The 20,130-nt window shown below is 56.6% G+C and carries 21 protein-coding genes; 10 read left to right on the top strand and 11 right to left on the bottom strand.

All coding sequences use genetic code 11. From position 1 onward, the window contains the following. Nucleotides 1-93: 93 nt before the first annotated feature. Both nhaB and dsbB read left to right on the top strand, forming a co-directional pair. Nucleotides 94-1,632, top strand: a complete 1,539-nt coding sequence (gene nhaB, locus ACOTY5_RS08220; RefSeq protein WP_017693269.1) for a Na(+)/H(+) antiporter NhaB — start codon at nucleotides 94-96, stop codon at nucleotides 1,630-1,632. A gap of 46 nt (nucleotides 1,633-1,678) precedes the next feature. After that, on the top strand, nucleotides 1,679-2,209 hold the full coding sequence (gene dsbB, locus ACOTY5_RS08225) for a disulfide bond formation protein DsbB (RefSeq protein ID WP_017693268.1): 531 nt from the start codon (nucleotides 1,679-1,681) through the stop codon (nucleotides 2,207-2,209). 99 nt (nucleotides 2,210-2,308) lie between these two features. Here dsbB and ACOTY5_RS08230 read toward each other — a convergent pair whose 3' ends face one another. From ACOTY5_RS08230 to ACOTY5_RS08240, 3 genes are all read right to left on the bottom strand, one after another. After that, nucleotides 2,309-2,749 carry a YcgN family cysteine cluster protein gene (locus ACOTY5_RS08230; RefSeq protein ID WP_015570314.1) on the bottom strand — a complete coding sequence of 147 codons (441 nt, stop codon included), beginning with the start codon at nucleotides 2,747-2,749 and terminating at the stop codon, nucleotides 2,309-2,311. A gap of 93 nt (nucleotides 2,750-2,842) precedes the next feature. Next, nucleotides 2,843-3,502, bottom strand: a complete 660-nt coding sequence (locus ACOTY5_RS08235; RefSeq protein ID WP_032619529.1) for a fumarylacetoacetate hydrolase family protein — start codon at nucleotides 3,500-3,502, stop codon at nucleotides 2,843-2,845. 47 nt (nucleotides 3,503-3,549) lie between these two features. After that, nucleotides 3,550-3,825: a YcgL domain-containing protein gene (locus tag ACOTY5_RS08240; protein ID WP_032653932.1), complete on the bottom strand. Its 276-nt coding sequence runs from the start codon at nucleotides 3,823-3,825 to the stop codon at nucleotides 3,550-3,552. Between the two features lie 123 nt (nucleotides 3,826-3,948). On the opposite strand from ACOTY5_RS08240, the gene minC reads away from it, so the two are divergent. The 3 genes from minC to minE are packed head-to-tail and all read left to right on the top strand — an operon-like array spanning nucleotide 3,949 to nucleotide 5,761. Further along, nucleotides 3,949-4,656, top strand: a complete 708-nt coding sequence (minC, locus tag ACOTY5_RS08245; protein ID WP_017384318.1) for a septum site-determining protein MinC — start codon at nucleotides 3,949-3,951, stop codon at nucleotides 4,654-4,656. Between the two features lie 22 nt (nucleotides 4,657-4,678). Then, nucleotides 4,679-5,491 (top strand): septum site-determining protein MinD, encoded by an 813-nt coding sequence (gene minD, locus ACOTY5_RS08250; protein WP_003859938.1) that lies wholly within the window; start codon nucleotides 4,679-4,681, stop codon nucleotides 5,489-5,491. A gap of 3 nt (nucleotides 5,492-5,494) precedes the next feature. Beyond that, nucleotides 5,495-5,761, top strand: coding sequence for a cell division topological specificity factor MinE (minE, locus tag ACOTY5_RS08255; RefSeq protein WP_003859937.1), 267 nt, complete (start codon nucleotides 5,495-5,497; stop codon nucleotides 5,759-5,761). Between the two features lie 86 nt (nucleotides 5,762-5,847). Here minE and rnd read toward each other — a convergent pair whose 3' ends face one another. The 5 genes from rnd to ACOTY5_RS08280 all read right to left on the bottom strand — a co-directional run bounded on the left by rnd (nucleotide 5,848) and on the right by ACOTY5_RS08280 (nucleotide 12,227). Further along, nucleotides 5,848-6,963 (bottom strand): ribonuclease D, encoded by a 1,116-nt coding sequence (gene rnd, locus ACOTY5_RS08260; RefSeq protein WP_122959317.1) that lies wholly within the window; start codon nucleotides 6,961-6,963, stop codon nucleotides 5,848-5,850. Nucleotides 6,964-7,046: 83 nt separating this feature from the next. Beyond that, a complete protein-coding gene (gene fadD / locus ACOTY5_RS08265) occupies nucleotides 7,047-8,732 on the bottom strand; it encodes a long-chain-fatty-acid--CoA ligase FadD (RefSeq protein WP_017693264.1) in 1,686 nt (561 codons plus the stop codon). A 203-nt stretch (nucleotides 8,733-8,935) separates the two neighbouring features. Beyond that, on the bottom strand, nucleotides 8,936-9,517 hold the full coding sequence (locus ACOTY5_RS08270; protein WP_015570309.1) for a Slp family lipoprotein: 582 nt from the start codon (nucleotides 9,515-9,517) through the stop codon (nucleotides 8,936-8,938). A gap of 37 nt (nucleotides 9,518-9,554) precedes the next feature. Further along, nucleotides 9,555-10,250: a tRNA (adenosine(37)-N6)-threonylcarbamoyltransferase complex dimerization subunit type 1 TsaB gene (gene tsaB, locus ACOTY5_RS08275; RefSeq protein ID WP_015570308.1), complete on the bottom strand. Its 696-nt coding sequence runs from the start codon at nucleotides 10,248-10,250 to the stop codon at nucleotides 9,555-9,557. Nucleotides 10,251-10,316: 66 nt separating this feature from the next. Beyond that, the gene (locus tag ACOTY5_RS08280) at nucleotides 10,317-12,227 is read right to left on the bottom strand and encodes an ATP-dependent DNA helicase (protein WP_045142102.1); all 1,911 of its coding nucleotides are present in this window, start codon (nucleotides 12,225-12,227) and stop codon (nucleotides 10,317-10,319) included. A 133-nt stretch (nucleotides 12,228-12,360) separates the two neighbouring features. On the opposite strand from ACOTY5_RS08280, the gene ACOTY5_RS08285 reads away from it, so the two are divergent. Next, nucleotides 12,361-12,705: a RidA family protein gene (locus ACOTY5_RS08285; RefSeq protein ID WP_003859927.1), complete on the top strand. Its 345-nt coding sequence runs from the start codon at nucleotides 12,361-12,363 to the stop codon at nucleotides 12,703-12,705. Between the two features lie 5 nt (nucleotides 12,706-12,710). On the opposite strand, the gene ACOTY5_RS08290 is transcribed toward ACOTY5_RS08285, so the two are convergent. Then, nucleotides 12,711-12,893, bottom strand: a complete 183-nt coding sequence (locus tag ACOTY5_RS08290) for a YoaH family protein (RefSeq protein ID WP_003859925.1) — start codon at nucleotides 12,891-12,893, stop codon at nucleotides 12,711-12,713. 61 nt (nucleotides 12,894-12,954) lie between these two features. On the opposite strand from ACOTY5_RS08290, the gene pabB reads away from it, so the two are divergent. The 4 genes from pabB to ACOTY5_RS08310 all read left to right on the top strand — a co-directional run bounded on the left by pabB (nucleotide 12,955) and on the right by ACOTY5_RS08310 (nucleotide 18,141). Then, nucleotides 12,955-14,289 carry an aminodeoxychorismate synthase component 1 gene (gene pabB, locus ACOTY5_RS08295; protein ID WP_045142103.1) on the top strand — a complete coding sequence of 445 codons (1,335 nt, stop codon included), beginning with the start codon at nucleotides 12,955-12,957 and terminating at the stop codon, nucleotides 14,287-14,289. Then, nucleotides 14,286-14,864 (top strand): CoA pyrophosphatase, encoded by a 579-nt coding sequence (locus ACOTY5_RS08300; protein ID WP_032671651.1) that lies wholly within the window; start codon nucleotides 14,286-14,288, stop codon nucleotides 14,862-14,864. Before pabB ends, ACOTY5_RS08300 begins: the two co-directional genes overlap by 4 nt. A 184-nt stretch (nucleotides 14,865-15,048) precedes the next feature. Then, on the top strand, nucleotides 15,049-16,413 hold the full coding sequence (gene sdaA, locus ACOTY5_RS08305) for an L-serine ammonia-lyase (protein ID WP_003859920.1): 1,365 nt from the start codon (nucleotides 15,049-15,051) through the stop codon (nucleotides 16,411-16,413). A 129-nt stretch (nucleotides 16,414-16,542) separates the two neighbouring features. Then, nucleotides 16,543-18,141: an EAL domain-containing protein gene (locus tag ACOTY5_RS08310; protein ID WP_015570305.1), complete on the top strand. Its 1,599-nt coding sequence runs from the start codon at nucleotides 16,543-16,545 to the stop codon at nucleotides 18,139-18,141. Between the two features lie 6 nt (nucleotides 18,142-18,147). Here ACOTY5_RS08310 and yoaE read toward each other — a convergent pair whose 3' ends face one another. Together yoaE and ACOTY5_RS08320 are read right to left on the bottom strand one after the other, a co-directional pair. Further along, a complete protein-coding gene (gene yoaE / locus ACOTY5_RS08315; RefSeq protein WP_006810992.1) occupies nucleotides 18,148-19,707 on the bottom strand; it encodes a CNNM family cation transport protein YoaE in 1,560 nt (519 codons plus the stop codon). Then, the gene (locus tag ACOTY5_RS08320) at nucleotides 19,695-19,904 is read right to left on the bottom strand and encodes a protein YoaL (RefSeq protein WP_077579975.1); all 210 of its coding nucleotides are present in this window, start codon (nucleotides 19,902-19,904) and stop codon (nucleotides 19,695-19,697) included. The genes yoaE and ACOTY5_RS08320 overlap by 13 nt, the downstream gene beginning before the upstream one ends. Nucleotides 19,905-20,130 lie beyond the last annotated feature (226 nt).

Consider the following 20,130-nt stretch of genomic DNA (forward strand, 5'->3'; position numbering starts at 1 on the left):
TATGAAATTTACAAATGGCTTAATCCCCCGCTCTGCCGCCATTTTTGCGTATACTGATGTCTTGTCTTATTTGACGGGTAAAGGACGTCTGTCGTGGAAATTTCATTTGGGCGCGCGCTGTGGCGCAACTTTTTAGGTCAGTCACCTGACTGGTACAAACTTACTTTACTGGTATTCCTGGTCGTTAATCCCGTTATCTTTTTGCTGGATCCCTTCGTTGCCGGGTGGATGTTGGTCGCCGAGTTTATCTTTACCCTGGCGATGGCGCTGAAGTGCTATCCGCTGTTGCCCGGCGGGCTGCTGGCGCTGGAAGCCGTGGTCATTGGAATGACCAGCGCGGAGCATGTTAAAAACGAGATAGCGTCGAATCTTGAAGTCCTGCTGCTGCTGATCTTCATGGTGGCGGGGATCTACTTTATGAAGCAGCTTCTGCTGTTTATCTTCACCCGTTTGCTGCTGAGCATTCCGTCGAAAACGCTGCTTTCGCTGGCGTTTTGCCTCGCCGCGGCCTTCCTCTCTGCCTTCCTGGATGCGCTGACGGTCGTTGCGGTGGTGATCAGCGTCGCCGTCGGCTTTTACGGGATTTACCACCGGGTGGCCTCGTCTCGTCCTGGCGATAACTTGCAGGACGACAGCCACGTTGAGGCGCACAACCGCGATGTGCTGGAACAGTTCCGCGCGTTTCTGCGCAGCCTGATGATGCATGCGGGCGTGGGGACGGCGCTGGGCGGCGTGATGACCATGGTCGGGGAGCCGCAAAACCTGATTATCGCCAAAGCGGCTGAATGGCATTTTGGCGAATTTTTCCTGCGCATGGCGCCCGTCAGCGTGCCCGTGCTGGTCTGCGGGTTAGCCACCTGTGTGCTGGTCGAAAAATTCAACCTCTTTGGGTATGGCGCGAAGTTGCCCGATCAGGTCCGCCAGGAGCTGCATAAGTTTGACGAGCAGAGCCGCAAACAACGCACGCGCCAGGAGACGCTGCGCCTGATTGCACAGGGTTTCATCGGCGTGTGGCTTATCGCTGCGCTGGCCTTCCACCTTGCCGAGGTGGGGCTGATTGGCCTGTCGGTAATTATCCTTGCAACCAGCCTGGGCGGCGTTACGGACGAACATGCTATCGGAAAAGCCTTTACCGAAGCGCTGCCGTTTACCGCCCTGCTGGCGGTGTTTTTCGCGGTCGTGGCGGTGATTATTGACCAACATCTGTTCGCGCCGATCATCGCGTTTGTGCTTCAGGCTACGCCAGATTCGCAGCTAACGCTGTTCTATTTGTTTAACGGTCTGTTGTCCTCTATATCCGATAACGTCTTTGTCGGGACGGTATACATCAATGAGGCCAAAGCCGCGATGGAGCAAGGGATTGTCAGCAGTGAACAGTTCGAGCTGCTGGCGGTGGCGATCAACACCGGAACCAACCTCCCCTCCGTGGCAACCCCGAACGGTCAGGCGGCATTCCTCTTCCTGCTGACCTCGGCGCTGGCACCACTCATACGACTTTCTTATGGAAGAATGGTCTGGATGGCGCTGCCGTATACGCTGGTGCTTACCCTGGTTGGTTTGCTGTGCATCAAAATTACTCTCGTTCCCTGTACGCAATGGTTATTGCAAGCAGGTATACTTGCGGCGCATTAAAATTCGTTTACACTGCGCTGTCTAAGCATGTTCCAGGGAAATGATTATGTTGCGATTTTTGAACCAGTGCTCACGCGGTCGCGGAGCGTGGTTGTTGATGGCCCTGACCGCCTTTGCGCTGGAAATGGTCGCGCTGTGGTTTCAGCATGTGATGGGGCTGAAACCTTGCGTACTGTGTATTTATGAGCGTTGTGCTCTGTTCGGCATTATGGGCGCGGGTCTGGTAGGTGCGATTGCACCCAAATCACCGTTACGCTATGCGGCAATTGCCATCTGGCTATACAGCGCCGGGAAAGGGATTGCGCTTGCCTGGGAGCACACCCAGATGCAGCTTCACCCGTCGCCGTTTATGACCTGCGATTTTGCCGCCCGCTTCCCGAGCTGGCTGCCGCTGGATAAATGGCTGCCGCAGGTGTTTGTGGCCTCCGGTGACTGCTCTGTACGCCAGTGGGAGTTCCTGACGCTGGAGATGCCGCAGTGGCTAGTGGGCATTTTTGTCGCCTACTTTGTGGTGGCGCTGCTGGTGCTGATTGCCCAGCCGTTCAAACCAAAGAAACGCGATCTTTTTGGAAGGTAATAGCAAAACGGCAACGTCAGTTTTGTTGGTCGGGTAAGCGCAGCGCCACCCGACAAAATTGCGCACAATAAAAAACCCGCCTCGGCGGGTTTTTTATTATCACCGATTAGGGTGATTCATAATGTGGTCTTCCCAGTCGCGCACCTCGGACTCTTTCACCGCAATATGGCGCACGGAAATACGTTCACCGTGCATCGCCGCTTTCGACCCCGTCAACAGCGGATGCCATGTGGGCAGATCCTTTCCTTCCGCCAGCAGGCGATACGCGCAGGTATGCGGCAGCCACTCAAAGGTCGGCAGATTTTCACGGGTTAACTTGATGCAGTCCGGCTCATATTCGAAACGGCGCTCATAGTTGCGGCACTGGCAGGTTTTGATGTTTAACTGCTTGCAGGCTACGTTGGTGAAATAGATCTCGTCCGAATCTTCATCCATTAGCTTATGCAGGCAGCACTGCCCGCAGCCGTCACACAACGATTCCCACTCCGCGTCGGTCATGTCGTCGAGAGTTTTGCTTTGCCAGAAAGGAATGTCGTTCATCGGGATGTCCACACGTCAAAATAGAGCGCACCTTATAACGAGTCTGGCACGTTGATGCAAGTTTTGCCGCCCTTTTCAGGCGGCAAGGTGCTTTTACAGCACGCGGGTTTTCAGCGACAGGCCGTTAAAACTGACGTCCAGTTCGTCGCCGCTAAGCAGCGGCCCCACACCTTCCGGAGTGCCGGTGAGGATCACGTCGCCAGGTTTCAGGGTGAAGAAGCGGCTCATGTAGGCAATCAGCGGAACGATCTTATGGATCATGTCAGCGGTTGTTCCCTGCTGGCGGATCTCGCCGTTGACCTTCAGGCTGAGGGGCGTGTTCTGCGGGTCGTCGGTAAATTCACTCACCGGAACGAAACCGGAAATCGGGCATGAATTATCAAAACCCTTGGCTTTTTCCCACGGCTGCCCCGCTTTCTTCATTTTGCCCTGGACGTCGCGCAGGGTCAGGTCGAGCGCGACACCGTAACCCGCAATCGCTTTCTCTACGTGTTCTTCAGTGGCCTGGCGCAGCGTCGCGCCGATCAGCACCGCCAGCTCCACTTCATGATGCACCGAGCCCAGTCCCTGCGGCAGAACCAGCGGCTGGCGAATATCGCACAGTGCGGTTTCTGGCTTAATAAACAGAACCGGCTCTTCCGGCACGGCGCTGCCCATCTCCTGAATATGTTTTGCATAGTTGCTGCCCACGCAGACCACTTTGCTGACGGGATAATCCAGTAATGCACCTTGCCAGTTATGATGTTGATACATGGTCGACCCCTAATCGGTTGATGAGTTGTTCCCGGAAGGACCCGGGCTTATTTCTTTCCGCTCACCTCAAGATGCTGTTTTAATAAATTCTCCGGTGGCGGCGGAAGCTGTAAATAATAGCCCTGCTCGATTAACGCCTTTTTGACTTTCTCAAGATCGGCGTTCACCAGCTTCTTACGGCCGTCCAGCGGCAGCAGCATCGCCAGCTGCGGTCGGCCAAAGCTTTTCATTAATTCTTCAGGCACGCGGGAAAAATCGTCTTTCTTTTCGACATAAAGGTAGGTCTGGTCGCGGCTGGTACTTCTGTAGATCACACAAAACATGTTTTTACTCTGAATTAATGGGTGGTTGCTTGCCTCAATATACTCCTGACTATAACATGCCTGATACTCTTCGGAATATCGCGGCGATGTGTTGCGGTTAATAGCAAATTGAGTAAGGCCAGGATGTCAAATACGCCCATCGAGCTTAAAGGCAGTAGCTTCACCTTATCAGTGGTTCATTTGCATGATGCAAAACCCGAGGTTATTCGTCAGGCGTTAGAAGACAAAATCGCGCAGGCTCCCGCTTTTCTTAAGCATGCTCCTGTCGTCGTCAATGTAAGCGACCTTGAGGGGCCGGTTAACTGGAAGCGGCTCCAGCAGGCCGTCGCCTCCACGGGGTTGCGCATCGTGGGTATTAGCGGCTGCAAAGACGCAGAGTTAAAAGCCGAAATTGAACGCGCGGGTTTGCCCTTGTTAAACGAGGGCAAAGAAAAAGCCCCGCGTGCAACGCCTGCAACCGTTCCCGCTCCCCCGCCTCCGGCGCAAAATGTAGCCCCAGTCACAAAAACGCGATTGATTGATCTGCCGGTTCGTTCCGGTCAGCGCATTTATGCGCCAAACTGTGATCTGATTGTTACAAGCCACGTCAGTGCGGGCGCAGAACTGATTGCAGATGGCAATATTCACGTTTACGGTATGATGCGTGGGCGTGCGCTTGCGGGCGCCAGCGGCGATCGAGAAGCACAAATTTTTTGTACTCACCTGACGGCAGAACTGGTGTCTATCGCAGGTGAATATTGGCTGAGCGATAAAATCCCAGCCGAATTTTATGGCAAAGCGGCCCGTCTGCAACTGGCAGATAACGCTTTGACCGTTCAACCGTTAAATTGATCCCTTTTAACAAGGAATTTCTATGGCACGCATTATTGTTGTGACTTCGGGTAAAGGAGGCGTTGGCAAGACCACCTCCAGCGCGGCCATCGCTACTGGTTTGGCCCAGAAGGGAAAGAAAACCGTCGTAATCGACTTCGATATCGGTCTGCGTAACCTGGACCTGATCATGGGTTGCGAGCGTCGCGTGGTGTATGACTTCGTGAACGTCATTCAGGGCGATGCCACCCTTAACCAGGCGCTGATTAAAGATAAGCGTACCGAGAACCTCTACATTCTTCCGGCGTCCCAGACCCGTGATAAAGACGCCCTGACCCGCGAAGGCGTGGAAAAGGTGCTCGACGATCTGAAAAAGATGGAGTTCGACTTCGTGGTCTGCGACTCCCCGGCCGGTATCGAAACCGGGGCTTTGATGGCGCTCTACTTCGCGGATGAAGCCATCATCACCACCAACCCGGAAGTCTCGTCAGTACGTGACTCCGACCGTATTCTCGGCATTCTGGCCTCGAAATCCCGTCGCGCGGAAAATGGCCAGGAGCCAATCAAAGAGCACCTGCTGCTGACCCGCTACAACCCGGGCCGGGTGAACAAAGGTGACATGCTGAGCATGGAAGACGTGCTGGAGATCCTGCGCATCAAACTGGTTGGCGTGATCCCGGAAGATCAGTCCGTGTTGCGCGCCTCTAACCAGGGCGAGCCCGTGATCCTGGATACACAGGCAGACGCAGGTAAAGCGTATGCGGATACCGTTGACCGTCTGCTGGGAGAAGAACGTCCTTTCCGCTTCATTGAAGAAGAGAAGAAAGGTTTCCTCAAACGCCTGTTCGGAGGATAAGTTATGGCATTACTGGACTTTTTTCTCTCGCGGAAAAAAAGCACCGCCAACATCGCAAAAGAACGTCTGCAAATCATTGTGGCGGAACGTCGTCGTAGCGACGCCGAACCGCACTACCTGCCGCAGCTGCGCAAAGACATTCTGGAAGTGATCTGCAAATACGTGCAGATTGACCCGGAAATGGTCACCGTTCAGCTGGAGCAAAAAGACGGGGATATTTCGATTCTGGAGCTGAACGTGACGCTTCCGGAAGCGGAAGAGTCGCGTTAATCCGTTTGTGGTTTTGTAGGCCGGGTAAGCATCGCGCCGCCCGGCAATTTCCCCGGTGGCGCTGCGCTTACCGGGGCTACAATTCTTTAGCGCGGATACCCTTCCAGCAGGGTATTCAGGCGTTCGGCCATCAGTTCCCCCCGCCATCCGGCGACCAGTTCCGGTAAACCATTTTGCGGTTTCAACTTCCAGTGCCAGTTCAGCAGCTGGTTAATCTGACGACGTGAAGCCAGCAGTTCGGCACTCAGTTTGCTTTCCCCCGCCACCGTCTGCACCAGCGCTTTGATATCTTTGAACGCCTTGCGGTAGCCCGGCATATCCATCAGGTTAAGCAGCGGTTCTGGCAGTGCGTCCTCTGGCAGCTGCTGAGCTTTCTCTACCAGCGCGAGCAGCGTTTTACCGTGGAAACGGATCTCACTTCCGGAAAGGCCAATGCTGTCCAGTTCACCAAGGCTGCCCGGCATATAGCGCGCCACCGCCCACAGGTGTTCTTCACGCACCACGAAGTTAACCGCCAGATCGCGCTCACGCGCTTTACGCAGACGCCAGTCAGCCAGCAGTTGCAGACAGGCCAGCTGGCGGGTGCGCAGCTGCCAGGCGTTGGTGATGTCACGCCAGGCTTCTTTCGGATCAACCACTTCCTGACGACGCTGCTGCGTCATGCGGCACTCGTCCAGTGCGGCAGACAGCCAACCGGACGCCTCAGCCTCTTTCATGAGCTGGCCGGCAATCGGTAGCAGGTAAAAGACGTCTGCCGCGGCGTATTCAAGCTGACGCGCCGTCAGCGGACGCGCGAGCCAGTCGGTACGCGATTCGCTCTTATCCAGCGTCAGACCGGTGTACTCTTCCACCATCGCGGCGAAGCCCCAGGAGAGCGGACGACCGCTGAACGCCGCGAGGATCTGGGTATCAATCAGCGGCTGCGGCATGATGCCAAAGGTGTTGAGAAAGACTTCCAGATCTTCACTGCCCGCGTGCAGATATTTGGTCACGGCGGTATCCAGCAACAGCTCGCGCATTGGCGCCCAGTCGGTAATGCCGAGGGGGTCAATCAACGACACGTGTTTGCCGTCATACATCTGAATCAGACCCAGCTGCGGATAGTACGTTCGGGTGCGGACAAATTCCGTATCCAGGGCGATAGCGGGAAATTCACGCGTCACCTCGCACAGCGAAGCCAGCTCGTCGTTGGTAGTGATCATCTGGTAATTCAAATCGGACTCTCTTTTGTTTGCGCCCATAAAAAACGCCGGCTTAACCGGCGTCTGGGCGATTAACGTGAAGCTCAGGCCTTATTGTCCACTTTGGCACGGGCTTCGTCACGTAATTCTCGTCGTAATATCTTCCCGACGTTGGATTTCGGCAGCTCATCCCGGAATTCCACCAGCTTCGGCACTTTATAGCCCGTCAGCTGACGGCGACAAAACGTTATCAGCGCATCCTCGGTAAGAGAAGGATCTTTCTTGACCACAAATATCTTCACCGCTTCACCGCTGCTGCCGGAAGGAACGCCCACCGCCGCCACTTCCAGCACGCCGCTGTGCTGCATCACCACGTCTTCGATTTCGTTCGGATAGACGTTGAACCCTGACACCAGGATCATATCTTTCTTGCGATCGACGATGCGCAGGAAGCCTTCGTCATCCATCACCGCGATGTCGCCCGTGTGCAGCCAGCCGTCTTTGATGATCTCATCCGTGGCATCCGGACGTTGCCAGTAGCCCAGCATCACCTGCGGCCCTCTGACGCACAGCTCTCCTGGCTCACCGTGAGGCACTTCGTTATCCTCATCATCCACCAGTTTTGCTTCCGTCGACGGGACCGGCAGACCGATACTGCCGCTGTGATAGTCGATATCATGCGGGTTAACGCTGACCAGCGGGGCGCACTCCGTCAGGCCATAGCCTTCCAGCAGATATTGCCCGGTGAGTTTCACCCAGCGCTCGGCAACCGCCTGCTGAACTGGCATCCCGCCACCCGCAGAGAGGTGCAGCGTGGAGAAATCGAGCTGCTGGAACTCTTTATTGTTAAGCAGCGCGTTAAACAGGGTGTTCACGCCAGTCATGGCGGTGAACGGGTATTTCGCCAGCTCTTTGACCAGCCCCGGAATGTCGCGCGGGTTGGTGATCAATACGTTTTGACCGCCAAGCTCAATAAACAGCAGGCAGTTCATGGTCAGCGCAAAAATGTGATACAGCGGAAGCGCGGTGATCACCAGCTCCTTGCCCGGGTGCAGCAGCGGCCCGTAGGTGGCATTAACCTGCTCAAGGTTCGCCAGCATATTTCGGTGGGTCAGCATCGCCCCTTTCGCCACGCCGGTGGTACCGCCCGTGTATTGCAGAAATGCCAGATCCTCGGACACGATCTCCGGCTTCACGTACTGCATCCGGTAGCCCGCATGCAGGGCGCGGCGGAAAGAGATGGCATCCGGCAGGTGGTATTTCGGCACCAGCCGCTTAACGTATTTAACGACAAAGTTGACCAGCGTACCTTTCGCGGTAGAGAGCTGGTCGCCCATGCGCGTCAGGATGACGTGTTTAACCTGGGTTCTTTCAACGACTTTTTCCAGCGTGTGGGCAAAGTTGGAGACAATCACAATCGCCGCCGCGCCGCTGTCATTCAACTGATGTTCCAGCTCGCGCGGGGTATAGAGCGGGTTAACGTTAACCACGATCATCCCTGCCCTGAGGATCCCGAACAGCGCCACCGGGTATTGCAGCAGGTTTGGCATCATCAGCGCGACGCGATCCCCTTTCTGCAAGCCCAACCCTTCCTGTAAATAGGCTGCAAACGCCCGGCTGCGCTCTTCCAGCTTACGGAAGGTCATCACTTCGCCCATATTCACAAATGCAGGCTGGTCAGCGTAACGCCGTACCGAGTGTTCAAATAATTCAATCAGGGATTGATAACGGTCAGGATTGATCTCCGCAGGGACATCCGCGGGATAACGGTTAAGCCAAACCTTTTTCAATGCATCACCTCTGAAATGAGTGTTCGTCGTCATCACAGCCCCGATAATAAACAGTTTGTTAACATTATATTAACTCAGCGTACCAGTTTATTAATTGTTCAGATTGCAGGTTGCGAAGCGCGTCACTCTTTTTTTTCGTTTTATCCGTAAAAAAACAGAGACAGCGGCTGAGCCGCTGTCTCTTTCCTAACAATAACAGTAAGTTACTCAGTTACGATTGTTTGAACCTGTGCAGGGCCTGGATTGTACCAACCCCAGCCACCGTAGCCGTAACGATACGGATGCGGTCCCCACATCCACGGATCGATTGGCTGTGGCGGCATCACCACCTGCTGGGCGATACGCCAGCGTTTGTAGCCGTTCACCTGCATGGTCATAAATTTGTATGGCGTATTGCCGATTTTCCCCGCCACCGAACCGGTAATCGGCCCGACGACGGTTACCAGCTGCCCGCGGAAATCTACCGGATCGAGGAAGCCGCTGACGTCAGCGTAGATCCGCCCGCGCGAGGCTTCACCCAGAACAGGCCGCGCGCCGTCGTCCAGCGGGACAGTGGCAATCTCCAGCCGGGTTTTCCCCTGCTGGTTTAACACTTCAACCACCTTGCCGCCAAACCGCGCTTCCTGCCCGACATACAACTCCGGGGCATTCATCACGCGTACCAGATCCTGCTGTGGCGTCGGGCTGGTGCCCTTGATCGCATCAGGAACGGTGACGCACCCGCTCAGTGCTATGGCAACCGCGCCTGCCATAAGAAAGCGTACAACTTTAGTCTGAACCGCCATGATGCGACTCCTTTTTCTCAGTTCCTGTTACTGAGATTCACTCGCGGCCAGGAAGTTTCTTCCACGCGACGGTGTTTCGTAAATAAACCGGTTCAGCATGTTCAACCGCCACGGTTTTTCCTGCGGCAAGCAGCTGACAGGCAATCGGCAGCATATCTTCTGCGGCGGGCAGGAGCATGTTACCGTCCACCAGCGTAAGGCCGGTGTCCTTCGCCATCTCAGGCCATGCCGGCCAGCCGGTTCCGACCGTCGCCCACTCACCGGAGAGCTGCTTCAGGCGCCCGGTGACGGCTTCAGGTTTAAGCACCGCTTCCGTCTCTTCGCCGTGCCAGACGCCGTTTTCGTCACGGGTGTACTCCGCCCAGTAGACTTCCCCCATGCGGGCATCAATCGCAGCCAGCACGCGGGTGGCGCCGGTCATGCGCCAGGCGCCCTGAGCCATGGTCGCAAGCGTTGAGACGCCGATCATCGGCAGGTCAGCGCCCAGCGCCAGCCCCTGCGCAATGCCAATCCCGATACGTACGCCCGTAAAGCTGCCCGGACCACGGCCGTAGGCCAGCGCGTCGAGGTCAGTCAGGGCGGTGTTGCCCTCGGTTAAAATGGTTTTTACCAGGGGCAGAATACGTTGGGTGTGTTCCCGTGGGCACTCTTCGAAATGAGCAAAAGTCGTACCGTCGTTCCACAGGGCAACGGAACAGGCCTCTGTCGCGGTATCAATAGCCAGAATTCGCATCAGTCGTCGCGCTCTCGCAATGGTCAGTCACAAAATGGCGCGCATCTTAACACACTCCGGGAAGAATTACTCCGCCGTCGGGTTCGCCAGGAAGCGGACCGCGCGTTTAATATCCCGCGTGCGCGGCGCGGGCGGCAGGCTGGCGAGGAAGGTGGCGCCGTAGGGACGCATCACCAGGCGGTTGTCGCAGATCACCAGCACCCCGCGGTCGGTGACGTCGCGGATCAGTCGCCCTACCCCCTGTTTAAGCGTGATGACCGCGTCCGGCAGCTGGACGTCGTCGAACGGATCGCCCCCGCGCAGACGGCAATCCTCCATGCGCGCTTTCAGGAGCGGATCGTCCGGCGATGTGAACGGCAGCTTATCGATAATCACCAGCGAGAGCGTATCGCCGCGCACGTCCACCCCTTCCCAGAAGCTGCTGGTCGCCACCAGCAGGGCATTACCGGCGCTGACAAACTGCTGGAGCAGCTGGCCTTTGCTGGTTTCCCCCTGCAACAGCACCGGTAGCGTCATGGTGGCGCGGAACTGCTCGGCCAGATCGCGCATCATGGCGTGTGAGGTGCAGAGCATAAAGCAGCGCCCGTTGTTGGCCTCAATCATCGGCTTCAGCATGGCCGCCAGATGGCGCGCCGCGCCCGGCTGGTTAGGCAGCGGCAGATTGCGCGGCACGCACAGCAGCGCCTGTTTCTCATAGTCGAACGGGCTCGGCAGAAGCAGGGATTCCGCCTGCTCAATGCCGAGGCGCTCGGTAAAGTGGTGCAGATCGTCATTGACCGACAGCGTGGCCGAGGTAAAGACCCAGGTGCCGGGCTTTTGCGCCATCACCTCTTTGAATTTATCAGCAACGGTCAGCGGCGTGAGCGCCAGGGTGAAGTGGCGCGAGGTACATTCGTACCAGTAGCTATAGCCCGGCTGGTTGATCTCTTTCAGCCGCTTCAGCCGCCCACGGTAGAGCGTGGCGCGCTCGAAAGCGGCGTCCAGCAGCGCTGAACGTCCGAGGGACAGCTTCGCCACGTCGTAACAGAGTTCAAGGGCATCATCGAGCAGCAGCAGCGCGCGCTGGATATTTTTGTCTGCGAGCAGTTCGCGCAGGTTGCCGCGATAGCCCGGCTCGCCAAGCTGTAAGCGGAAATCCTGTGCGCATTGCGCCAGGCGGTCCGCGCACTTCTGCAACTGCTGGGTATCTTTGAGTTCGGTGCGATAGGCAATGGTAATATCTTTCGACAGATCCTGAAGCTGACGGCTGGAGAGCGACTGACCAAAATACTGGCTGGCGATGTCCGGTAGCTGATGGGCTTCATCGAAGATCATCACCTCCGCCTCCGGGATCAGCTCGCCGAAACCACTGTCCTTGACCACCATATCCGCAAGAAACAGGTGATGGTTCACCACCACCACGTCGGCGTCCATCGCGGTTTTACGCGCTTTCACCACAAAACAGTCTTTATACAGCGGGCAGTCGCTGCCGAGGCAGTTGTCATTGGTGCTGGTCACCAGCGGCCAGGCTGGGGAGTCTTCCGGCACGCTCGCGCAGGTGCTGATGTCCCCCTCCTCCGTCTGGTTGGCCCAGGCGCGCAGGACGATCACATCGCTCAGGGTTTGTACCGGCAGGTCGCCGCCCGCCAGCGCCTGCTGTTCAAGACGCTCCAGACACAGGTAGTTAGAACGCCCTTTCAGCAAGGCCAGACGCCCTTTATATTTCAGCGCTTTCGCCACCGTGGGTAAGTCGCGGCTGTAGAGCTGATCCTGGAGCGCTTTTGATCCCGTAGAGATGATCACCTTCTTTTTCGCCCGCAGCGCAGGAGCGAGGTAAGCGTAGGTTTTCCCCGTACCGGTACCGGCCTCCACGACCAGCGGCTGCGCCTTGTCGATAGCGTGCGCGACAGCATGCGCCATCTGACGTTGGGGTTCGCGCGGTTTAAAGCCGGGAATAGCCTGTGCTAACTGACCTTCTGGGGAAAAATCGTCTGCCACGGTGTTCTCTCACTGTATTTTTGCACAGGGATTATGTCAGCCCCTTCTCTCCGGTGCCACCCCAAATAGTGACGACGGCGGAACATTATGGCAGTCTTGCCGCCTGACGACGAAAGATAACGAGGATACGTTTATGACAATTACGCGCATTGATGCCGAAGCCCGCTGGTCTGATGTGGTTATTCACAACCAGACGCTGTACTACACCGGCGTCCCTGCCAACCTGGACGCCGACGCCTTCGAACAGACCGCGAACACCCTGGCGCAGATCGACGCCGTACTGGAAAAACAGGGCAGCGATAAATCCCGCATTCTGGATGCGACGATTTTTCTGGCGAATAAAGACGATTTTGCGGCGATGAATAAAGCCTGGGATGCGTGGGTCGTGGCGGGTCACGCGCCTGTACGCTGCACCGTACAGGCCACGCTGATGAAACCGGAATATAAGGTTGAGATCAAGATTATCGCGGCAGTGTAAGCCGGTTATTCTTCATCTTCATCCTCAAAGCGCGCCACGATCCGCTCGCCGGTATGGGTGGCGCGAAGTTCTTCCGCGACCTGGGAAATTGCCTGTCCGCTGCTCATCCCCTGGGACATCAGCTCCTGAATACGTTCAACGGCTTTCTGCTGTTGGTCATGGCTGAGAGAAGGTAAACCTGCAAACATCGTTAACTCCTGCTAAATTATTCGCGCTAATTATTTCACGCTGCCCGGTAGTATGCCATACATGAACATGCGCTTCCCCACTGTTATGACCTTGCCCTGGCGTGCAGACGCCGCCGAGTTCTGGTTTGCCCGTCTGAGCCACCTTCCTTTTGCCATGCTGCTGCACTCCGGCCATGCGAATCACCCCTACAGCCGCTTTGATATTCTGGTGGCCGACCCGGTTAAAACGCTGACGACCGATGCGCTGTCGCCAACGGACGATCCGCTGATGCGGCTTCAGAACGAGATCCAGGCTCTGGGCTTATCTGCCACACCGGATCCGGATCTGCCTTTCCAGGGGGGCGCGCTGGGCCTGTTTGGTTACGATCTGGGTCGCCGTTTCGAAACGCTGCCCGAGCATGCGCAGGCGGATATTTCCCTGCCGGATATGGCGGTGGGGCTGTATGACTGGGCGCTGATCGTGGATCACCGTAAGCAGACGGTTTCCCTGCTGAGCCACCGGGACGTGCAGGCGCGTCTGGCCTGGCTTGAGGCGCAACGGCCCGCTGCCCCGGAACGCTTTATGCTGACCTCCGGCTGGCGCTCGAACATGAGCGCGGAGGAATACGCGGAAAAATTCTCCCGCGTGCAGGCGTATCTTCACAGCGGCGACTGTTATCAGGTCAACCTTGCCCAGCGTTTCCAGGCGGCGTACGAGGGAGACGAATGGCAGGCTTTTACCCGCCTCAATGCCAGCAATAAGGCCCCGTTCAGCGCATTTTTACGCCTTGAACACGGCGCCATCCTCAGCCTTTCGCCTGAGCGTTTTATTCACCTGGCTGACGGTATGATTCAGACCCGCCCGATAAAGGGCACCCTGCCGCGCCTTGCCAACCCCGACGCCGACCGCCAGCAGGCGAAGACGCTGGCAGCTTCGCCGAAAGATCGCGCTGAAAACCTGATGATTGTCGATCTGATGCGCAATGATATTGGCCGCGTCGCCGAGCCGGGCAGCGTGCGCGTGCCGGAGCTGTTCGTCGTGGAGCCATTCCCGGCGGTGCATCATCTGGTCAGCACCATCACCGCACGCCTGCCAGCCTCACGAACCGCCTGCGATCTGCTCCGCGCCGCGTTTCCGGGCGGCTCCATCACCGGCGCGCCGAAGGTCCGGGCGATGGAGATCATCGACGAACTGGAACCGCATCGGCGCAACGCCTGGTGCGGCAGCATCGGCTATGTGAGCCTCTGCGGCACCATGGATACCAGCATCACTATTCGCACCCTGACGGCCTGCGACGGTAACCTGTACTGTTCCGCAGGCGGTGGCATTGTGGCCGACAGCCAGGCGGAGGCGGAATATCAGGAAACCTTTGATAAAGTGAATCGTATCCTGAAACAACTGGAGAACTCACGGTGAAGAAAGACAACCTGACGCTGGATGATTTTCTGTCGCGCTTTCAGCTTCTGCGGCCCCAGGTTAACCGCGCCACGCTGAATCAACGTCAGGCGGCGGTGCTGATCCCGGTCGTGCGTCGTGAGCAGCCGGGTCTGTTGCTTACCCAGCGCTCACCGCATATGCGAAAACACGCCGGTCAGGTTGCGTTCCCGGGCGGCGCGGTGGACAGCACCGATGCATCCCTGATTGCCGCCGCGCTGCGCGAAGCGCATGAGGAAGTGGCGATCCCCCCGGAGACGGTCGAGGTGATCGGCGTGCTGCCGCCAGTAGACAGCGTAACCGGTTTTCAGGTCACGCCGGTCGTCGGCATTATTCCGCCCGATCTTCAGTATCACGCCAGCGTCGATGAAGTTTCAGCGGTATTCGAAATGCCGCTGGAAGAGGCCCTTCGTCTGGGTCGCTATCACCCGCTGGATATTCACCGCCGCGGACACGATCATCGGGTCTGGCTGTCGTGGTATCAGCATTATTTTGTCTGGGGCATGACGGCAGGCATCATTCGTGAGCTGGCCCTGCAAATCGGCCTGAAGCCTTGACTATACTTTACATTCCACCCTTTTCTGGCAGGTTTGCGATCGGCGTCGCGCTATTAGCAAAACCATCGTTAACCATTAGTTTAATTCATGTGAATAGTTAAGCCGTGGTTGGTGTTCCCTCTTACACTATGCGCAGTTATAACATCGTTACTGGAACCCCAGTAACCCTGTCAGGAGTGTGAAAGTGATTAGTATATTCGACATGTTCAAAGTGGGGATTGGTCCATCTTCTTCCCACACTGTAGGGCCGATGAAGGCCGGTAAACAGTTCGTCGATGATCTGGTCGAAAAAGGATTACTGGAAAGCGTTACCCGTGTCGCCGTAGACGTTTACGGTTCACTGTCATTAACGGGTAAAGGCCACCACACCGATATCGCCATTATTATGGGTCTGGCGGGCAATATGCCGGACACAGTTGATATTGATGCCATTCCGGCATTTATCCGCGACGTGGAAACGCGCGGTCGTTTGCTGCTGGCTAACGGCCAGCACGAAGTGGACTTCCCGCAGGATGACGGGATGCGTTTTCGTAGCGACAACCTGCCGCTGCATGAAAACGGCATGACCATCCACGCCTGGAGTGGCGAAAAAGAGATCTACAGCAAAACTTACTACTCCATCGGCGGCGGCTTTATCGTTGACGAAGAACACTTTGGTAAAGAGAGCGCGGGCGACGTCAATGTGCCCTATCCGTTTAAATCGGCCACCGAGATGCTGGGCTACTGCAAAGAGACCGGTCTGTCCCTGTCAGGCATGGTGATGCAGAACGAACTGGCGCTGCACAGCAAGAAAGAGATCGAAGACTATTTTGCTAACGTGTGGCAAACCATGCGCGCCTGTATTGACCGCGGGATGAACACCGAGGGTGTTCTGCCTGGGCCACTGCGCGTGCCGCGTCGTGCCTCTGCTCTGCGCCGCATGCTGGTCACTACCGACAAGTTCTCCAATGACCCAATGAACGTGGTCGACTGGGTGAACATGTTTGCCCTCGCGGTTAACGAAGAGAACGCAGCGGGTGGTCGCGTCGTGACGGCGCCAACCAACGGCGCGTGCGGTATCGTTCCGGCGGTGCTGGCCTATTACGATCACTTTATTGAGCCCGTGACGCCGGACATCTATATCCGCTATTTCCTCGCGGCAGGTGCTATCGGCGCGCTGTACAAAATGAATGCGTCCATCTCTGGTGCCGAAGTAGGCTGTCAGGGTGAAGTGGGCGTGGCCTGCTCTATGGCAGCAGCGGGTCTGGCGGAACTGCTGGGCGCCAGCCCTGAGCAGGTGTGCGTGGCGGCGGAAATCGGTATGGAGCACAACCTCGGTCTGACCTGTGACCCGGTTGCCGGCCAGGTGCAGGTGCCGTGCATTGAGCGTAACGCCATCGCCTCCGTCAAAGCGATCAACGCCTCACGTATGGCGATGCGCCGTACCAGCGAGCCACGCGTGTCGCTGGATAAGGTTATTGAAACTATGTACGAAACCGGCAAGGACATGAACGCGAAGTACCGTGAGACCTCGCGCGGCGGTCTGGCCATTAAGGTGCAGTGCGACTAAGCCTTCCTTTCGCCCATCTGCAACGGATGGGCGAATTTTCCCCTCTCGTCTCGTCGCTTCACGTATTCCCCACTACACTGTCACTGTTGCGTCTGGCTTTTCCGGCCGGTGCTTAACAGGCGACCGTTCATGCAAACTGCACAAACGATCATTAAAGACTATCGCCGAAAACGCGTTATCGTCTGTGTCACGGTTGCGCTCGTTACGCTCGTCCTGACGCTGGGTATTCGCTTTATTTCACAGCGCAACATAAATCAGGATCGGATCCACGACTTTACCCACCACACCGTGCGTGCGCTTGATAAGGTGCTTCTTTCGTTAGAGGCCCAGCGGGAAACGCTACTTTCACTGGTTGGCATACCCTGTTCCGAAGCAAATCTGATCCTGCGAAAACAGGCGGCGATCCTCCAGACCGTACGCTCCATCGCCCTCATTCAAGACGGAATACTGTATTGCTCAAGCGTCTTTGGCAGCCGTAATGTGCCCGTCAGTGAGTTTGTGCCGGAGCTGCCGGTCAGTGAATCCAGGCTGTTGCTGCTGACCGATCGGTGGCTGGTAAAAGGCAGCCCGGTACTGATTCAGTGGTCTCCCCTCGCGAGCGACGGCAACGACGGGGTGATGGAGGTGGTGAATATCGATCTCATCACTAAAATGATTCTCGAGCCGCAGCGGCCGCAGATCACCGACGTTGTCCTGAGAGTAGGAGATAACTTCCTCCGCGACGGGCAACAGGTGACGACTACGCCGACCTTCGATGAAAACGCCTCCCTGCTGGAACAATCGTCACAGCATTACCCTTTCAGCGTCACGGTGAGCGGCCCCGGGCCTGGCGAAATGGCGTTAAAGAATCTGCCCACCCAGTTGCCGCTGGCGTTAATGCTCAGCTTACTGATGGGCTATATCGCCTGGCTCGCCACCGCGCGGCGCATCAGTTTCACCTGGGAAATCAATATGGGAATTGCGGCCAGGGAGTTTGAGCTCTTCTGCCAGCCGCTGGTGAATGCCCGCACCCGGGAATGCGTCGGCGTCGAGATCCTCCTGCGCTGGAACAACCCGCGTCAGGGATGGATTTCGCCCGATGTCTTTATCCCTCTGGCCGAAGAACATAACCTGATTGTTCCGCTTACCCGCTACGTCATCAGCGAAACGGTGCGGCAGATAGGCTATTTCCCGGCCTCGCGCGATTTCCATATCGGCATTAACGTGGCCGCCAGCCATTTTCGCCGCGCTGCGCTGATCCAGGATCTCAACCGCATCTGGTTTAACGCCAGCCCTGTTCAACAGTTGATCGTGGAGTTAACCGAACGCGATGCGTTGCTGGATGTGGATTACCGCATAGTGCGGGAGCTGCACCGCAAAGGGGTGAAACTTGCGATTGATGATTTTGGTACCGGCAACAGCTCACTTTCATGGCTAGAAAAACTGCATCCGGATGTGCTGAAAATTGATAAATCCTTCACCACCGCGATCGGCACCGACGCCGTGAACTCAACGGTAACGGATATTATTATTGCGCTGGGTCAGCGGCTGAATATTGAACTGGTTGCGGAAGGGGTGGAAACCGAGGAGCAGTCACGCTACCTGCGCCGTCACAGCGTACATATTTTGCAGGGGTACTTGTATGCGCGGCCAATGCCGCTGCGCGAGTTTCCGAAATGGCTGGCGGAAAGTCACTCTCCGCCAGCCCGTCACAACGGACACATCGTGCCCTTACTGCCGTTACGCTAGATAGCGTTACTCTTCTTCGTCGTGTGCAGAGTGCTCTTTAACAATACGCACCATATCAACGCGATAGTCGTTGGCTTCGACGATGGTAATTTGCAGCGGCGGCAGCTCCAGCACATCACCAATACGCGGGATCTGCCCGTTAACGGCAATCACCAGCCCCGCGACGGTGGCAATGTCTTCATCATCATTGACCACGTTTTCGACGCCCAGCGTGTGCGAGAGCGCGTGCAGGTCGGTGGTGCCTTTCACCAGCCAGCCGTCACCGTCGGCAACGATTTCCGGGGTTTCATCCGCATCAGGGAATTCACCGGCAATGGCTTCCAGCACGTCCAGCGGCGTCACCAGGCCCTGTACCACACCAAATTCATTGGTGACGATAACAAAGCTCCCGCGGGCACGACGCAATACGCCCAGCAGGTTGATCGGATCCAGCGTCTCCGGTACCACGATGGCGGGCGACGCGGCCGCTACGGCCTCGACGTTAACGCCCTCTTCCAGCGCCACCAGCATCTCTTTCGCGCGTACCACACCGATAATCTCATCCAGCTCACCCCGGCAGACCGGGAACAGGCTGTGTGGCGAGGAGAGCAGCTGCTGACGAATTTCGTCGACGCTCAGGTTGGCGTCCACCCAGCTGATCTCACCGCGCGGCGTCATAATGCCGCGCAGGGAGCGGGAAGCCAGCGAAAGCACGCCGTTGATCATGTAGCGTTCTTCTTCCACAAACGCGCCTTCCGGCACCGGAACCGGGTTACGGTTCTCGTTATCAGCCTGCACGTTGACCTGACGACGTCCGCCCATCAGTCGCAGAATCGCATCTGCGGTACGGGCTCGCAGCGGCTGATTCGACTGCTGCTTAATAAAGTTACGGCGCGCAATCTGGTTAAACAGCTCGATCAGAATCGAGAAGCCAATCGCGGCGTACAGGTAGCCTTTCGGAATATGGAAGCCAAACCCTTCTGCCACCAGGCTCAGACCAATCATCAGCAGGAAGCTCAGACACAGCACAACGACCGTCGGATGCTGGTTGACGAAACGCGTCAGCGGTTTTGACGCCAGCAGCATTACCGCCATCGCAATCACCACCGCCGCCATCATCACCGGCAGATGGTTCACCATGCCGACTGCCGTAATCACCGCATCCAGAGAGAAGACCGCATCAAGCACCACAATCTGGAGAACAACCACCCAGAAGCTGGCGTAACCCTTACCGTGACCATCATCGTGCTGCCGGTTCTCCAGCCGTTCATGCAGCTCTGTTGTGGCTTTGAACAGCAGGAACAGTCCCCCCACCAGCATGATTAAATCGCGGCCGGAGAAGGTGAAATCCATGACGGTGAACAGCGGCTTCGTCAGGGTAACCATCCACGAGATCACAGACAGCAAGCCCAGACGCATGATCAGCGCCAGCGAGAGGCCGATCAGACGGGCTTTATCACGCTGTTTCGGCGGCAGCTTATCCGCGAGGATGGCGATAAACACCAGGTTATCAATACCGAGAACGATCTCCAGCACGACCAGCGTAAGCAAGCCTACCCAGATTGACGGGTCCATTAAGAATTCCATGACACGCTCCTGCTAAAGGAATGACAAAACGGTGCCCCGCTAATTTCGGGCATTTCAAAGGGAATGAGAGTCGATGCGTGGCGAAGATCGCCGATGAATAAGGCGCGGAATGGCCTGGAAGATGACTGACGTCGGTGACGGTCCATATAGTGGGCTGTAGCCCTATACTCCTGAATAATTAAACGGACGCTAAACATATCAGAGACAATTGGTTTTTAGCAAAGATTTACGTTCCTTTGCAAACTTCTGTAACACACGCGGATTAACTTAAAGAAAAATCTGTAAGGCGTAGCTAAATTACGGATCTTCATCACATAAATTATTTTTTCACTATCTAAAATAATTCGCGGAAGTCTTAGTTTTTTGAACTCTAACCCTTATCTGAATCGATTCGGTTCGCCAATACGATTCTCAGTACGCCTG

The organism is Enterobacter cloacae complex sp. SHL018, assembly GCF_049237905.1.
Lineage (GTDB): Bacteria > Pseudomonadota > Gammaproteobacteria > Enterobacterales > Enterobacteriaceae > Enterobacter > Enterobacter hormaechei_C.

Coding starts and splice junctions, on each gene's coding strand:
- dsbB (WP_017693268.1), top strand. CDS start 1,679: ATGTTGCGATTTTTGAACCAGTGCTCACGCGGTCGCGGAGCGTGGTTG.
- ACOTY5_RS08230 (WP_015570314.1), bottom strand. CDS start 2,749: ATGAACGACATTCCTTTCTGGCAAAGCAAAACTCTCGACGACATGACC.
- ACOTY5_RS08235 (WP_032619529.1), bottom strand. CDS start 3,502: ATGTATCAACATCATAACTGGCAAGGTGCATTACTGGATTATCCCGTC.
- ACOTY5_RS08240 (WP_032653932.1), bottom strand. CDS start 3,825: ATGTTTTGTGTGATCTACAGAAGTACCAGCCGCGACCAGACCTACCTT.
- minC (WP_017384318.1), top strand. CDS start 3,949: ATGTCAAATACGCCCATCGAGCTTAAAGGCAGTAGCTTCACCTTATCA.
- minD (WP_003859938.1), top strand. CDS start 4,679: ATGGCACGCATTATTGTTGTGACTTCGGGTAAAGGAGGCGTTGGCAAG.
- minE (WP_003859937.1), top strand. CDS start 5,495: ATGGCATTACTGGACTTTTTTCTCTCGCGGAAAAAAAGCACCGCCAAC.
- rnd (WP_122959317.1), bottom strand. CDS start 6,963: ATGATCACTACCAACGACGAGCTGGCTTCGCTGTGCGAGGTGACGCGT.
- ACOTY5_RS08270 (WP_015570309.1), bottom strand. CDS start 9,517: ATGGCGGTTCAGACTAAAGTTGTACGCTTTCTTATGGCAGGCGCGGTT.
- tsaB (WP_015570308.1), bottom strand. CDS start 10,250: ATGCGAATTCTGGCTATTGATACCGCGACAGAGGCCTGTTCCGTTGCC.
- ACOTY5_RS08285 (WP_003859927.1), top strand. CDS start 12,361: ATGACAATTACGCGCATTGATGCCGAAGCCCGCTGGTCTGATGTGGTT.
- ACOTY5_RS08290 (WP_003859925.1), bottom strand. CDS start 12,893: ATGTTTGCAGGTTTACCTTCTCTCAGCCATGACCAACAGCAGAAAGCC.
- pabB (WP_045142103.1), top strand. CDS start 12,955: ATGAACATGCGCTTCCCCACTGTTATGACCTTGCCCTGGCGTGCAGAC.
- ACOTY5_RS08310 (WP_015570305.1), top strand. CDS start 16,543: ATGCAAACTGCACAAACGATCATTAAAGACTATCGCCGAAAACGCGTT.
- yoaE (WP_006810992.1), bottom strand. CDS start 19,707: ATGGAATTCTTAATGGACCCGTCAATCTGGGTAGGCTTGCTTACGCTG.
- ACOTY5_RS08320 (WP_077579975.1), bottom strand. CDS start 19,904: ATGTTTAGCGTCCGTTTAATTATTCAGGAGTATAGGGCTACAGCCCAC.